Raw genomic sequence first — 14,049 nt, 5'->3', positions numbered from 1 at the left:
ATTCTGTAAGTGAGATATTACTCCAGTCTGGCACAGCTCAGCTGCCAAGTCTAGCGCTCTCCTCCTGCTCCAGCGCCTCCTTCGCATACATCTGCATCAGGCGTTCCGCTTCCGACCTGGCACCCGGCTGGCATTCAACAGCGATCCTTATTACGTATTCACTGGCTGTTAAAGACTGAATACCAAGTACATTCGGCACTTGTACAATCTCTTCATGCTGCTCTTTCAACTCGCGCATAGCCTTCTCCAGCAATTCAATGCTATCCTCAAGCTTCTTCGTATTGCTGAAAGGCAGATCAACAACCGCCAGCGCCGTCCCGATGGAATAGTTCGTCACATTGGCAATCATGCCATTGGGAATGATATGCACCTCCCCCGTCCAGCTCACCAATCTCGTCGACCTTAACCCAATCATCTCAACCGTACCTTTTAGCGTACCGGTCTGAATGACATCGCCGACTGCAAATTGATCCTCTAATATGATAAAAAATCCAGTTATTACATCTTTAACCAAACTCTGCGCACCAAAACCAATAGCCATCCCCAGTACCCCGGCCCCTGCGATCAACGGCCCCAGCTGGAAGCCAAGCTCCCCAAGCACAATTAATACCATAATAAAGTTGCTAATGACCGAGGTCATATTTTTTAACAGCTCTCCGACCGTCACAAATCTGCGCGGATTTACTTGCAGTCTCCCCTTCTCTTTCCTCTGCAGAGAACGATCGATAATCCGGAAAATAATTCTTACCAATATACGAGTTAATATGAAGATCAGAATAATCCGCACGGCAGCCCACATAAAGTTCTGCCACATATCCATATCGGTAAACCAGCTTATCATGCCATCCGTCCATTTTTTTGCTGCTTCCACCGCTTCAGTCGGATCATCTTTTGTCGTCTCCCCAGTTAGTAAGCCTATCATTGATCCATATCCTCTCCTGTCCGTTGAAATGCCTCTATAAGCTAATGCTGTCATACTCACCTGTCTCACTGCGTATATAGATGCCACGAATCTCTACCTGCTCCCGGGCCACCACGTCCTTCACGGTAGCCAAGAATTGTTGAGGGAATTGAATGGACAACGCACAACCCGCTGTAATCTCTTTCGGGGTTGGACATAAGTCTATCTCCACCTCAGCATATTCAAGCAGCATTTCGGCACGCAGCGCCTGTTGGGTAGAATCAAAGGCCATGACCAGCCATTCTTCCACATCCCGTCTCCCCTTTGTTTAAGAAGCAGTTCAAAAAGTCCGCCTTTGATAAGAAACCCTCTGACAAGGCCATTTAAGGATGAGCAACCACGACTCCGAGGTTGTTTTCATGCAATATTGAATTTCACCGGCTTTTTTCGCGTACAGACACAAGCAAATGCTTACGAAGCCATTTTCTTCGAAACCGTGTTGCTACGCTCCTCTTGCCCTAGCTTCATCCAATTAAAGCATTTTGAAAAACGCATATCAAAGGCATAAGCTTCGGTGCTGAAAACCAACTTTTTTGAACGCTCTTTTTATGAACTATGACTTAAGTACGAGTATATAATTCCCTCGTTTTCCATATACTATCTACTACCGTTACAAGAGTGGCCTAGGTATAGATTCATGTCTATGTAACCTATTTTAATACGCGTGAAAGGAAGATTCCATGTCTCAGATTCAACCGCCGCTGCCTAGCCAGGAAATCCCTTACTTAAAGATCGCCCACACCGAGCCTGGCATTAAATCCGTCATTATTCACCGCCTCTTGCTGCACTTTGCTAAAGTGTGCCCGGGACAGGATATCGTCATCGTATGCATCGGTACAGATCGTTCAACTGGGGATTGCCTTGGACCTTTAGTAGGTACTTCATTGTCTAAGTGGAATAGCAAGCACTTTCACGTCTACGGCACCTTGGAGGAGCCTGTGCATGCGATGAATTTAAGAGATACCCTACAGCATATTAACGAAAAATTCAACCAACCCTTTATTATTGGGATCGATGCCTGCCTTGGGCAAACCTCTAGCGTAGGCTCCATTCAAGTCGTACAGGGACCACTGCGTCCTGGAGCCGGGGTAAATAAAGAATTACCGCCGGTCGGCGATATCCACTTAACGGGAATCGTCAACGTCGGCGGTTTTATGGAGTATTTCGTATTGCAGAATACAAGGCTTAGCCTTGTTATGCGTTTATCTGAGATAATTGCCAGCAGCGTCTATGCTGCTATTAAAGAATGGAATCGTTCGTTCATTCCCCTGATCCAGCGAGAGCAATAGCTTCCAATTCTTCCGGGGAGAGCGCATGCGGCGACTCTCCCTTTGCCAGGGGTTTAGCATACACATAGGACCCGTCACGATTATACAGTCCAGTAATGACCACGCCATCCTTAGCATCATTAACGATCGCAATAGAGAAGCTTAGGTCATTTCCACGTTCACCAAATGCATTATAACGTTTAATACCAATCTTCGACTTCTGCTTAGGCAACAGTTGGCTAATCGCCGACAACTCCGCACTTTGCTTCGTCTGGAGCTCTTCAATTTTGTCTTGCCCCAGCTTCAAATCGATAAGCAGGCTCTCCAGATCTTCAACCCCGGTACCGCTCATCATCAATTCATATTTTTTGCGTAACTTTCTAAGCTTACTGCCTTGAATGAAGTTCCAAATCAACAGCCATAAGAATATTACCACCAAACCCACAACAATCCATACCATCTGATCCAAAAAGAGTTCATTCCATTCCCGCATGCTTTTTCCCCTCTATGCCTAATATCACTCAGTAATCCTCTTTATAGCTAACACCAAAGCGTCGACTTCATCAACCACAGTATTGTAACCTATACTGGCACGTACCGCTCCACCGTCCATTGTGCCTGCAGTCATATGCCCTAAAGGGGTACAATGATAACCCGCCCTTACAGCAATTCCATAATCCTTATCTAATAGAAAAGCGACCTCTGAGGCATCCCTATCAGCTATAACAAAGGAAACAATTCCAGTCCGATCCCTTCCCATCTCTGGTCCAAGTATGGTTAACCCAGGTATTCCCGATAATTCCATCATTAACCGCTGAGTTAATTCCCACTCATGGTGATAAATATTCTCCGGCCCTTGTTCAAGAATATACTTAACGCCTTCTCCCAATCCGGCGATTCCTACTGTATTTGCAGTTCCTGCCTCATAACGATCCGGACGCACAGCCGGCTGTTCTAACTCCTCAGACTGGCTCCCCGTCCCTCCATGGAGCAGAGGAACCAAGTCAAGCTTCGGGTTAATATATAATCCGCCCGTCCCCTGCGGGCCAAGCAGTCCTTTATGTCCCGGAAAGGCCAGCAAGTCCACGCCCATTTCCTCGACATCTATAGGATAATTTCCTGCTGTCTGTGCGGCATCCAATAGCATAACAGCCCCATGTTCATGAGCAAGCTGACCTATCTCACGCACAGGAGCAATACTTCCCAGCAGATTTGAACTATGGGAGCAGACTACCAGAGCTGTATTAGCACGGAAGCTGCTTCGCAGCAGCTCCATTTCCATCTCTCCTCGAGGGCTGACCGGGATATAATCTACTTCAATCCCTATTGTTCTGCGTAGAAATTCAAGCGGCCTTCTGACAGAGTTATGCTCCACCATTGTAGCAATAACATGATCCCCCGGCTTTAACCATCCCTTAATCGCCAAGTTTAACGCTTCCGTTGTATTTGAAGTAAAGACAATATCATTTGGATTGGAAATATGGAACAATTCTGCCAGCAAAGATCGGGTACGGAACAATTTTCTCGCTGCCACCAGCGCCATCCCATGATTACCGCGCCCCGAGCTTCCAACCTGTCCCTCTATCATTTCCAGCATCATTTGGCCTACACCGGGAGCTTTAGGCCAGGATGTGGCAGCATGGTCCAAATATATAGCAGGTTGATTGCCCATCGTCTTCCCCCTCTGCCTTCATCTGACCTGGACATATTATCGCTCGACCAAGAGTGACATACCTATCCCTCCCCATGGATAACCCTCCCATGGATAAACAGAATAAATATGCCATGCCTCTTATTGGCTCAATATATCCAGCAATCTCTGCAGGTCTTGCTTACTATAATAGTTAATTTCGATCTTACCTTTATCTTTATTTTCCTTGATTTTAACTGTCGTTTTGTATCTCTCACGCAATTCCTCTTCTACCTCTTCAATATAAGGATCACGTTTCTTAACCGCCGCTTTTTTACTTTCCAATTTTTTCTTATCTAACTGTTGCACAGCATTTTCCAGATCGCGAACGCTCCATTCATGATCAATACACTGTTTCGCCAGCTGCATAATAATAGTAGAATCTTTCAAGCCTACTAACGCTCTGGCGTGACCCATGGATAATGTTCCACGTGAAACATATTCCTTTACTTCATCCGGAAGAGATAGCAATCTCAGAAAATTGGCGATATGCGATCTCGATTTCCCAACTTTGAGAGATAATTCCTCTTGAGTTAATTGAAACTGGTCCATTAACCCTTGATAGGCGACCGCAACCTCCATCGCGTTCAGGTTTTCACGCTGCAGGTTCTCGATCAGTGCAATCTCCATTACCTGTTGATCGGAAAAGGATTTAACAACAGCCGGGATCGAAGTGTTTCCGCAAAATTGGGATGCACGAAAACGCCGTTCACCAGCGATAATCTCATACCCTTTTAGTACACTACGGACAATAATCGGTTGAATAACGCCATGTTGACGAATAGATTCCGCCAATTCCTTAATTGATTCCTCATCAAAGGTCTTTCGAGGCTGATAAGGATTAGCACGAAGCTGATTCAAAGGAATCTCGATCACTTTCTCATCTTCATCTATGGAAAGCGACGGAATCAAAGCATCCAAACCTTTACCCAAACGCTTACTCATTAGAAACCACTTCCTTTGCCAACTCTAGGTATACTTCCGCCCCTTTGGATCTCGGATCATACGTGATAATCGACTGGCCATGCGAAGGTGCCTCACTTAGACGCACATTTCGAGGGATGACCGTCTTGTACACTTTTTGCTGGAAGTACTTCTTAACTTCTTCGATCACTTGAATTCCCAGATTTGTTCGAGCATCAAACATTGTCAGGAGAACACCTTCAATTTGCAATGAGGTATTCAAGTGCTTCTGCACGAGACGCACTGTATTCAACAACTGGCTCAAACCCTCCAGCGCATAATATTCACACTGAATAGGAATCAGGACGGAATCCGCGGCTGTTAAAGAATTTAGCGTTAGAATACCAAGTGAAGGCGGGCAGTCTATCAAAATATAATCATAGGAGCGCTTTACCTGCTCCAAAGACTTCTTAAGACGAACTTCACGCGACACCGTAGATACAAGCTCAATCTCAGCACCTGCCAACTGAATCGTAGCCGGAATAATATCCAGACCCTCAATTTCAGTCTGCGAGATCGCATCCTTCGGATTAACATCATTAATCAGCACATCATAAATACAATTAGCTACATCGGCCTTATTAATACCAACACCGCTAGTCGTATTCCCCTGAGGGTCAATGTCAATGAGCAGTACCTTCTTACCAATGGTAGCAAGACCTGCTCCTAAATTTACGGACGTCGTTGTTTTTCCAACTCCGCCTTTTTGATTGGCTATGGCAATGATTTTAGACAATCCATTTCACCTCAATATATAAGAAGAATCTTCTTGTAGATTTTCTAAGATTGTAACTACTAAGCTGCAGCTACAAAAAGACCAAACATTGGTAGTTCTGCTACGCTACAAACTTGAAAAATGCAGCAAATCCATATTTCAGAAAATAATCGAAAAAGAAGCTGACCCCCAACCCTGTCCGGTTATGGTCAGCGAACATAGAACCTATCTCTTTGGAATCTGTATCACAATTTCATAATGATCGTCGTGATCCTTCTCTTCCGTCTTGATCTGTAATCCTGAACCCGATACCATATCGATCGATTGTCGTATCGTATTTAAGGCCAATCTGACATCCTTGGTGAAAGAGATCCGCTTAGACTTCTTCTTGTTCTTATTCACTTCTTTGTAGAAAGCAATTCTAGCTTCCGTCTGCTTAACATTCAAATCCTTCTCAATAATTTCCTTTAATACCTTAAGCTGCAGCTCTTCTGTATCCAATGATAGTAAAGCTCTGGCATGACGCTCCGTAATTTTACGCTCCATCAAAGCGTTTTTGGCATCCTCAGGAAGATGAAGCAGCCTGATTTTATTAGCAATTGTTGACTGACTCTTGCCTAATCTTTGAGCAAGACTTTCTTGTGTCAATTGATGTAAATCAATTAGATTCTGATAAGCTATCGCTTCCTCAATCGCCGTCAATCCTTCACGCTGCAGATTCTCTATCAAGGCAATCGATGCTGCCTGAGAATCATTGAAATCCCGTAAAATAGCCGGAATACTTTCCATTCCCAGCTTTTTCACAGCCCGCCAACGCCGTTCGCCAGCTATAATCTCATATTTATTATTGCGATAACGAACAACAATCGGCTGAATAACCCCATGTGTTTTTATTGTCTGACACAACTCATCGATCTTCTCGTCATCAAATATGGTTCGGGGCTGATAAGGGCTTCCAACAATCTCCCCCACCGGAATTTGTTTCACTTCATCACTGCTGCTACGTTCGGCTAAACCAAACAATTTGGAAAATTGTTCTTTCATTCTGTAGATTACCACCTAATTTCATAGTGACATAAGGTCATACCTTACTTGAACATACACTAATAGAGACTACAAAAGTTCATTATTAAACACGATGAAGTTTAAGGGCATCTCCCAAACATAACCCAAAATCGCTATGCTGGTCCCTATGTAAAAAACTCTACTTTGTAACGATATATCTATTCTACCACTTTTTTCACTATAATCCTATTCTCTTATTAAATGTATTTTAAATTTACTAGATGAAAAACTTTGGCATTAAAAAGTCCCCCTTAACATATGTTTCACGTGGAACATTTTACTAAGAGGGATACAAATATTTCTAAATAATCGGAGATTTTAGGGGTGTTCCCGCTTTTCGCGGATATTTCTTCGGTGTCGAAGCTGTCTTATTGATGAGAATAATATGTCGCTCCGAATTCTCCATTGGAAGTTCGAAATGATAGGTTGCCGAGAGCTTACTCTTAAGCTCGGTTAAACTGCGAGCAGCTTCCTTCAATTCTTCTTGTGGGTCCAGACCTTTCATCGCTGCGAAAATACCACCGGTTTTAACAAAAGGTAGACAGAACTCATTTAGTACCGCCATCCGCGCAACTGCTCTTGCTGATACAAGATCATAGGAGTCTCTATATTGCTCCTTCCGAGCTATGTCCTCAGCCCGTCCATGAATTAGCTGCACATCCCGGAGGCCAAGCTGATCTACAACATTTTGCAGAAATTGGATTCTCTTATTTAAAGAGTCGATAATGGTTAGCTTCAAATGAGGATAACAGATTTTAAGCGGTATTCCGGGAAAACCCGCCCCGGATCCGATATCGGCCATTGTAGAAATCCGATTCATATCCATATAGAACGATAATGTGATTGAATCATAGAAATGCTTCACATATACCTGTTCCCGCTCCGTAATACCGGTCAAGTTCATCTTCTCATTCCAAGTTACCAGTTCCCGATAGTAAATCTCGAATTGATGCAATTGCTCCGCAGACAGCTCAACTTGATGCTGATTCAATAATTTTTGAAAATCATCCTGTACCTTATCCAATCGAAGGTCCTCCCGCAGCAGTAACGCGATTATAATGCTCTAAATATACCAATAAAATGGAAATATCTGCTGGTGTTACACCTGAAATTCTTGATGCCTGGCCAATTGAGATCGGACGAATCTTGGCAAGCTTCTGCCGTGCCTCTATAGCCAAGCCTTGAATATTTTCATAATTAATATTCTCGGGAAGTTTCTTACGTTCCATCTTCTGCAGACGCTCTACATGCAGTAATTGCTTCTCAATATAACCGGCATATTTAATTTGAATTTCTACTTGCTCCTTCATTTCATCATCCAGCTGTACCTCAGATGGAGAGAAGGAGTCGATATGAGCATACGCCACTTCCGGGCGCCGCAAGATCGTTAACAAATTGCTTCCGTCCTGAATGGGTGCAGATCCGATAGAAGCGAGCAATTCATTAATCTCCGAAGGCTTGACCTTTGTCTCCTTCAGTCTGTCTATCTCATCCTCTACCTTCTGCTTCTTATCGAGGAACTGCTCATAACGCTGCTCACTAATAAGCCCAATCTCGTGACCTAATGGTGTAAGGCGAAGATCCGCATTATCATGACGAAGCAATAGCCGATATTCAGCTCGGGAAGTAAGTAGGCGGTAAGGCTCATTCGTTCCCTTCGTCACCAGATCGTCGATCAATACACCGATATATCCTTGAGAGCGATCAAGAATAACAGGCTCTTTGCCTTGTACCTTGCGAGCGGCATTCATTCCTGCCATAATTCCTTGTCCAGCTGCTTCTTCATAACCGGAGGTACCATTGATTTGGCCCGCGGTGAATAAACCGGATATTCGCTTGGTCTCCAAGGAAGGCCAGAGCTGTGTGGGTACAATCGCGTCATATTCGATCGCATAGCCGTTGCGCATCATTTCGGCATTTTGCAGGCCAGGAACAGAACGAAGCATTTGCACTTGAACATCCTCAGGCATACTGGTTGAAAAGCCTTGTACATAATACTCCGAAGTATTCTTGCCCTCAGGCTCCAGGAAGATCTGATGTTTCGGCTTATCGCTGAAACGAACAATCTTATCTTCAATTGACGGGCAATAACGTGGCCCTGTTCCTTCGATCACTCCAGAAAACATCGGTGCTCGATGAAGATTCGCATTAATGATGTCATGAGTATCAATCGACGTATAGGTTAACCAGCATGGAAGCTGTTCATTATCGGAACTCTTCGTCTCATAAGAGAAAAATTTCGGATTCTCATCCCCTGGTTGGATCTCCATTTGCGAGAAATCGATCGTATCTTTATGGACCCGAGGTGGAGTCCCTGTCTTGAAGCGGACCAACTCAAAGCCAAGCTGCTTCAGATTATGAGACAGTTGCACCGACGGCTGTTGATTATTTGGGCCGCTCTCATACATCAGTTCTCCCATAATAATCTTGCCGCGCAGATAAGTTCCTGTCGTAAGTACTACTGCCTTGGCACGATATTCCGTTCCGGTCTTCGTAATAACACCGACACATTGCCCGTCCTCAACAATTAATTCCTCCACCATTCCCTGGCGAAGCGTCAGATTCTTCTCCTTCTCCAGCGTCTCCTTCATCGTATGCTGATAAGAGAACTTATCCGCTTGAGCACGAAGGGCGTGCACAGCAGGCCCTTTGCCTGTATTCAGCATACGCATTTGGATGAAGGTCTTATCGATATTGCGCCCCATCTCTCCGCCAAGCGCGTCAATCTCACGAACAACATGGCCTTTGGCCGGACCGCCGATCGAAGGATTACACGGCATAAATGCCACCATGTCCAGATTAATTGTAATCATTAACGTCTTACTTCCCATTCGGGCAGCCGCCAATGCGGACTCACAACCAGCATGTCCTGCACCGACGACGATGACATCAAATTCGCCGCCATAATGACCCATATCACAACCCCCTCACTTCTCTTTGAACACACACTATAAGGAAATCGAATGAAGAGATAGGCTCTTCATTCGTTCAAATTTAAAACATTTATTCATACTTTTCATCATACCATGAACATTCGCCTATAATACACAAACGGCGTTATTTTCCAAGACAAAATTGTGAGAAAATCTGATCGATCAGCGCATCCGGTGCCGAATCGCCAACCACCTCACCAAGCTGTTCCCAAGCCAAGCGAACATCAATTTGCATTATGTCGATCGGAATACCTGTATCTGCAGCCTCATACGCATCCTGCAATGACTGCTTCGCCCGCTTCAACAGCGCAATATGACGAACATTGCTGACATACGTCAAGTCTCCGGATTCCAGCTCGCCGCCGAAGAATAACTTCGAGATGGCCTCCTCCAGATGATCAAGACCCTCTTCCGTCTTCGCCGACAGCTCTACAATTACATCATCTGAGAAATAACGACTTACTTCGCTGCGATCCAATTGCTGTGGCAAATCAATCTTGTTCAATATGACGATCACCGGGCGACCCGATAATTGCTTCAATAGAGTCATCTCATCCTCATGCAGCTCCTCAGCATGGTTCAAGACCAGCAGGATCAGATCGGCCTCATCAACGGCCGCCTTGGAACGCTCTACACCGATCTTCTCTACAACATCAATCGTCTCGCGAATTCCCGCTGTATCCAGCAGTTTAAGAGGAATATTGTTGATCGTTACGAACTCCTCGATCACATCCCGCGTCGTACCCGGAATATCTGTAACAATCGCCTTATTCTCCCTGGCTAATGCATTAAGCAGCGAAGACTTGCCGACATTTGGTCTGCCAACTATCGCCGTCGTAATCCCTTCCCGCAAAATCTTGCCCTGACTCGCCGTCCTCAGCAGGTCATCAATCCCCTGCATCGTTAGCGTACATTTCTGCTTAATGAATTCTGTGGTCATCGACTCCACATCATGCTCCGGATAATCAATATTGACTTCAATATGTGCCAGCGTCTCCACCAGCATATGTCGAAGTTCCCCGATCTTGCGTGACAGGGCTCCTTCAACCTGCTTCAGAGCTAAAGAAAACGCCCGATCAGACTTCGAACGGATCAGGTCGATTACCGCCTCCGCTTGCGACAAATCGATTCGCCCGTTCAAGAACGCCCGCTTCGTGAATTCCCCGGGCTCTGCCAGGCGAATATCCCGCTGCTCCAGCAAGAGATCCATCACCCGTTTCACGGAGATAATCCCCCCGTGCGTGCTAATCTCCACCACATCTTCCGTCGTAAAGGACCGTGGCGCTCTGAACAGCGACACCAGCACCTCTTCCAGCTTCTCATCCGCCTTTGGATCTATAATAAAACCATAATGGACCGTATGACTATCCGCTTCCGTTAACTTCGTCTTCGAGCGAAATACATTCTCCACACTCGCAATCGCCTCCGGCCCACTCACCCGGATTACCGCGATCCCGCTCTCTCCTACCGCTGTAGAGATCGCTGCAATCGTATCACTTAGCATTTTATTCTCTCCCCCCTACTTCATCAAATATCTATCCTGAACAGCAAATAACTGTTATCTTCAATTATTAAATGTACCACATCCGTCAATAACTTACCCGTCCTCATCCCACTCAAACTTTCCCTTACCGTAAGGGGAGAGCCCCAAGGGCTGCGCCCCTCTGGACACTTGCAACTGGACTAACGTGGCGTGGGAGAGGCGCACCAAGAAGACTATGGATCGTGGAACGCTTTTCCCCCTTCGGGTTCGTCTTACTATTGGAGTACCCGTGTCACCTACACAGTTGAAAAAAACGACGTCCCCCTAAGGAAACGTCGCTTGCGTCTCATTCATCATTTACTTTGCTTCAGTGTAATAACAACCCGCCGGTTCGGCTCCTCGCCTTTGCTGAACGTCTTAACCTCCGGATGATCCTGAAGTTTGGAATGAATCACTTTGCGCTCCTGCGGCGGCATCGGTTCAAGAGCTACTTCCTTACGGGTGCGTACGACCCGACCCGCCAGCCTCACGGCCAGATCCTCCAGCGTCTTCTTGCGTCTTTCACGGAAGTTCTCCGCATCAAGAATTATACGAATATAACTGTCAGAATAGCGGTTGGCAATAATGTTTGCCAAGTATTGAAGCGCGTCAAGCGTCTGCCCACGACGCCCGATGATCATCCCCAGATCGTTGCCTGAGATATTGAGCACTGTAGCGTCTTTCTTCTGGACGATCTCCACATCAACTTGAAGTCCCATATTCTCGCCAACGTCTTTGATAAATGACGCCGCCTCTTGATAAGGATCCTGATCGGTATTAGAGCTTAGATCCTTCTGGGATTCCAGACTGCGATCCTCCGAACGATCTCCCTTTGGCGGAACTGCCGGGGACTTGGACAGGAGAGTAAGCTCAACCTTTGCCCCTTTTACCCCAATCAGTCCCAGGAATCCTTTTGATGGCTGCTCTAACACATTAACGGTGACTTGATCCTCGGTGGTGCCGAGCATAGCCAATCCTTGTCTTACAGCTTCTTCAACGGTCTTCCCTGACGTCACAATTTTATTCATTTCGACTTTTTGGCCTCCTTGGCACCTCTGCCGGGATGACCGGCTTTGAGATTCGAACCGCCCTTTTTCTTCCCTGATGGCGTGTTGCTACTGGTTGCTATAGCAGGTACAGGTTCTTTCTTTCTATAAATGAAATAATTTTGTCCTATCGTATACAAGTTAGAGAATATCCAGTACAACGGCAATGCCGCTGGGAAGTTGAAAGCCATAATAAAGATGAGCACCGGATAGACCCACATCATAAATTTCATCGGGTTAGGGCCGGAAGTGTTCATCGTATTCATATTTGACATCATTTTTGTCTGAACGAATGTAGTCACCGCAGCTATCGCTGGCAAAATATAGGTCTTGTCCGGCTCGCCAAGCTGCAACCACAAGAAGGAGTGATCACGGATTGCCGAGTTATAATAAATCGAGTTATAGAGCGCGATAAAGACCGGCATCTGAATCAGAAGTGGGAAACATCCCGCCATTGGATTAACTTTATTCTCCTGGAACAGCTTCATCGTCTCCTGTTGCTGCTTCTCAGGATTATCCTTGTAATCCTCTTTGATCTTCGCCAGCTGAGGCTGGATAGCCTGCATCGCCTTTGAACTCTTAACTTGCTTCAACGTAAGTGGAAGAATTAACGTTCGAACAATGATCACCATAATTAATACGGCGATTCCGTATGCCCCATTGAACCACTTCGCAAACGTATCCAAAGCTAATGAAAAATAATAGACGACATTCGCAGTCCAGAAAGAACTACTATTTTTCATATCTTCGGTAGTGGTAGCCAAATGAGCATTTTGTGTTCCGCAACCGGCTAACAATACGACGAGCCCGATTGCAAGAATAATGAGGACTAATCTCCTCTTGTTATTGGCAATTCGCGACACTTCAAAACCCCTCTCTTAACCTATCCGTCATCGTAAATCATAACATATTTATAGGGACAAAGAAACATTCATGCTTGGCGTCCGGAAGGCTTGAGCAGCGAGGCTTTACGAAGGACGTGAAGCACGCTTTTCTCCAGTTCCTTATATTCCATTCCGACAGCACCATTGCGCACAATAAGAATGATATCGACATGATCCTGAATCTCGCTTTCATGCAAGCGAACGATCTCCTTCAGCATTCTGCGCATACGGTTTCGCACCACGGCATTACCTATTTTCTTACTTGCCGATATACCCAGCCTGAAACGCTCAACATCCGGTTTTCTCGACCAATAAACAACGAGTTGACGGTTAGCAAAAGACTTTCCATGCCGGTATACCCGGCCAAAATCCGCCCGATTTCTTAATCTCAACTTTTTATGCACGAGCAATCTCCTCAACTCTAGACCTGCTAACTGCTATTGTAATTATAAACCATCCATTTATGCAGTAAACCTGATTTTATGCAAAATCGAGTTCCTTCATATTATAGTCAATAATTAGTCAACAAATTTGACACATACACAGCAAGCTCATTGCTATATCATTTGGCGTACAAAAAAAGACCACCGCAGTGGTCTTCACGCACGCATTACGCACTCAATACTTTTCTTCCTTTTTGGCGACGAGCAGCAAGAACCTTACGGCCATTCTTCGTGCTCATTCTTTTACGGAAACCGTGAACCTTTTTACGTTTGCTCACATTCGGTTTGAAAGTCGGTCTCATCTATTGCACCCCCTCTACAGGAATCCGTCACTGTCAAATTCACCATTTTCATAATCCACAGAAAATGCCTTTTTACATTTAATCATAAGCACTATAAAAAGTCAACTGAGCCCGGCATATCTTTATCCAGCCAGATTTATGCACAGCCCGCTTAAACAGGCAAAAATAATGATTCATTTCGGTTTTCCACAGGCTAAGATACTATTTCACTTCAGAATAAAGGTTATACACATGTGGAAAAGTAATTTTAATACTGG

Annotated in this window: 15 protein-coding genes; 1 reads left to right on the top strand and 14 read right to left on the bottom strand. The window is 45.2% G+C overall.

Translation table 11 applies throughout. The features are described from left to right. Positions 1–37: 37 nt before the first annotated feature. Together BN1360_RS04050 and BN1360_RS04045 are read right to left on the bottom strand one after the other, a co-directional pair. Entirely contained in the window at positions 38–922 is an 885-nt protein-coding gene (locus BN1360_RS04050) for a mechanosensitive ion channel family protein (protein ID WP_068778618.1), read from the bottom strand. A gap of 34 nt (positions 923–956) precedes the next feature. Continuing rightward, positions 957–1,211, bottom strand: coding sequence for a putative Se/S carrier protein (locus BN1360_RS04045; RefSeq protein WP_068778617.1), 255 nt, complete (start codon positions 1,209–1,211; stop codon positions 957–959). Positions 1,212–1,641: 430 nt separating this feature from the next. On the opposite strand from BN1360_RS04045, the gene yyaC reads away from it, so the two are divergent. Beyond that, a complete protein-coding gene (gene yyaC / locus BN1360_RS04040) occupies positions 1,642–2,250 on the top strand; it encodes a spore protease YyaC (protein ID WP_068778616.1) in 609 nt (202 codons plus the stop codon). On the opposite strand, the gene BN1360_RS04035 is transcribed toward yyaC, so the two are convergent. From BN1360_RS04035 to rpmH, 12 genes are all read right to left on the bottom strand, one after another. After that, positions 2,222–2,722: a DUF4446 family protein gene (locus BN1360_RS04035; protein ID WP_068778615.1), complete on the bottom strand. Its 501-nt coding sequence runs from the start codon at positions 2,720–2,722 to the stop codon at positions 2,222–2,224. The two genes, yyaC and BN1360_RS04035, sit on opposite strands and share 29 nt — an antisense overlap. A 24-nt stretch (positions 2,723–2,746) precedes the next feature. Next, positions 2,747–3,901: an aminotransferase class V-fold PLP-dependent enzyme gene (locus BN1360_RS04030; RefSeq protein WP_068778614.1), complete on the bottom strand. Its 1,155-nt coding sequence runs from the start codon at positions 3,899–3,901 to the stop codon at positions 2,747–2,749. 120 nt (positions 3,902–4,021) lie between these two features. Then, entirely contained in the window at positions 4,022–4,864 is an 843-nt protein-coding gene (locus tag BN1360_RS04025; protein WP_068778613.1) for a ParB/RepB/Spo0J family partition protein, read from the bottom strand. Further along, positions 4,857–5,618: a ParA family protein gene (locus BN1360_RS04020; protein ID WP_068778612.1), complete on the bottom strand. Its 762-nt coding sequence runs from the start codon at positions 5,616–5,618 to the stop codon at positions 4,857–4,859. The genes BN1360_RS04025 and BN1360_RS04020 overlap by 8 nt, the downstream gene beginning before the upstream one ends. Before the next feature lie 204 nt (positions 5,619–5,822). Next, positions 5,823–6,641, bottom strand: a complete 819-nt coding sequence (noc, locus tag BN1360_RS04015) for a nucleoid occlusion protein (protein ID WP_068778611.1) — start codon at positions 6,639–6,641, stop codon at positions 5,823–5,825. A gap of 322 nt (positions 6,642–6,963) precedes the next feature. Next, complete coding sequence (gene rsmG / locus BN1360_RS04010) at positions 6,964–7,686, bottom strand: 16S rRNA (guanine(527)-N(7))-methyltransferase RsmG (RefSeq protein WP_068778610.1); 723 nt, start codon at positions 7,684–7,686, stop codon at positions 6,964–6,966. Continuing rightward, entirely contained in the window at positions 7,679–9,577 is a 1,899-nt protein-coding gene (mnmG, locus tag BN1360_RS04005; protein WP_068778609.1) for a tRNA uridine-5-carboxymethylaminomethyl(34) synthesis enzyme MnmG, read from the bottom strand. Before mnmG ends, rsmG begins: the two co-directional genes overlap by 8 nt. A gap of 142 nt (positions 9,578–9,719) precedes the next feature. Then, a complete protein-coding gene (gene mnmE, locus BN1360_RS04000) occupies positions 9,720–11,099 on the bottom strand; it encodes a tRNA uridine-5-carboxymethylaminomethyl(34) synthesis GTPase MnmE (RefSeq protein WP_068778608.1) in 1,380 nt (459 codons plus the stop codon). A 332-nt stretch (positions 11,100–11,431) separates the two neighbouring features. Further along, on the bottom strand, positions 11,432–12,145 hold the full coding sequence (gene jag / locus BN1360_RS03995) for an RNA-binding cell elongation regulator Jag/EloR (RefSeq protein WP_068778607.1): 714 nt from the start codon (positions 12,143–12,145) through the stop codon (positions 11,432–11,434). Next, positions 12,142–13,026, bottom strand: a complete 885-nt coding sequence (locus tag BN1360_RS03990; RefSeq protein WP_068778606.1) for a YidC/Oxa1 family membrane protein insertase — start codon at positions 13,024–13,026, stop codon at positions 12,142–12,144. Before BN1360_RS03990 ends, jag begins: the two co-directional genes overlap by 4 nt. Positions 13,027–13,094: 68 nt before the next feature. Continuing rightward, positions 13,095–13,451 carry a ribonuclease P protein component gene (gene rnpA / locus BN1360_RS03985; protein WP_068778605.1) on the bottom strand — a complete coding sequence of 119 codons (357 nt, stop codon included), beginning with the start codon at positions 13,449–13,451 and terminating at the stop codon, positions 13,095–13,097. 206 nt (positions 13,452–13,657) lie between these two features. Beyond that, entirely contained in the window at positions 13,658–13,792 is a 135-nt protein-coding gene (gene rpmH / locus BN1360_RS03980; protein WP_068778604.1) for a 50S ribosomal protein L34, read from the bottom strand. Positions 13,793–14,049: the final 257 nt, after the last annotated feature.

Origin of the sequence: Paenibacillus sp. GM2 (assembly GCF_900069005.2) — a bacterium.
Classification (GTDB): domain Bacteria; phylum Bacillota; class Bacilli; order Paenibacillales; family Paenibacillaceae; genus Fontibacillus.
This window is presented reverse-complemented; position numbering and strand designations above follow the sequence as displayed.

Excerpts from the sequence above, each read along its gene's own strand:
- BN1360_RS04050 (WP_068778618.1), bottom strand. The coding sequence starts at position 922 with ATGATAGGCTTACTAACTGGGGAGACGACAAAAGATGATCCGACTGAA.
- yyaC (WP_068778616.1), top strand. The coding sequence starts at position 1,642 with ATGTCTCAGATTCAACCGCCGCTGCCTAGCCAGGAAATCCCTTACTTA.
- BN1360_RS04035 (WP_068778615.1), bottom strand. The coding sequence starts at position 2,722 with ATGCGGGAATGGAATGAACTCTTTTTGGATCAGATGGTATGGATTGTT.
- BN1360_RS04030 (WP_068778614.1), bottom strand. The coding sequence starts at position 3,901 with ATGGGCAATCAACCTGCTATATATTTGGACCATGCTGCCACATCCTGG.
- BN1360_RS04025 (WP_068778613.1), bottom strand. The coding sequence starts at position 4,864 with ATGAGTAAGCGTTTGGGTAAAGGTTTGGATGCTTTGATTCCGTCGCTT.
- noc (WP_068778611.1), bottom strand. The coding sequence starts at position 6,641 with ATGAAAGAACAATTTTCCAAATTGTTTGGTTTAGCCGAACGTAGCAGC.
- mnmG (WP_068778609.1), bottom strand. The coding sequence starts at position 9,577 with ATGGGTCATTATGGCGGCGAATTTGATGTCATCGTCGTCGGTGCAGGA.
- mnmE (WP_068778608.1), bottom strand. The coding sequence starts at position 11,099 with ATGCTAAGTGATACGATTGCAGCGATCTCTACAGCGGTAGGAGAGAGC.
- jag (WP_068778607.1), bottom strand. The coding sequence starts at position 12,145 with ATGAATAAAATTGTGACGTCAGGGAAGACCGTTGAAGAAGCTGTAAGA.
- rpmH (WP_068778604.1), bottom strand. The coding sequence starts at position 13,792 with ATGAGACCGACTTTCAAACCGAATGTGAGCAAACGTAAAAAGGTTCAC.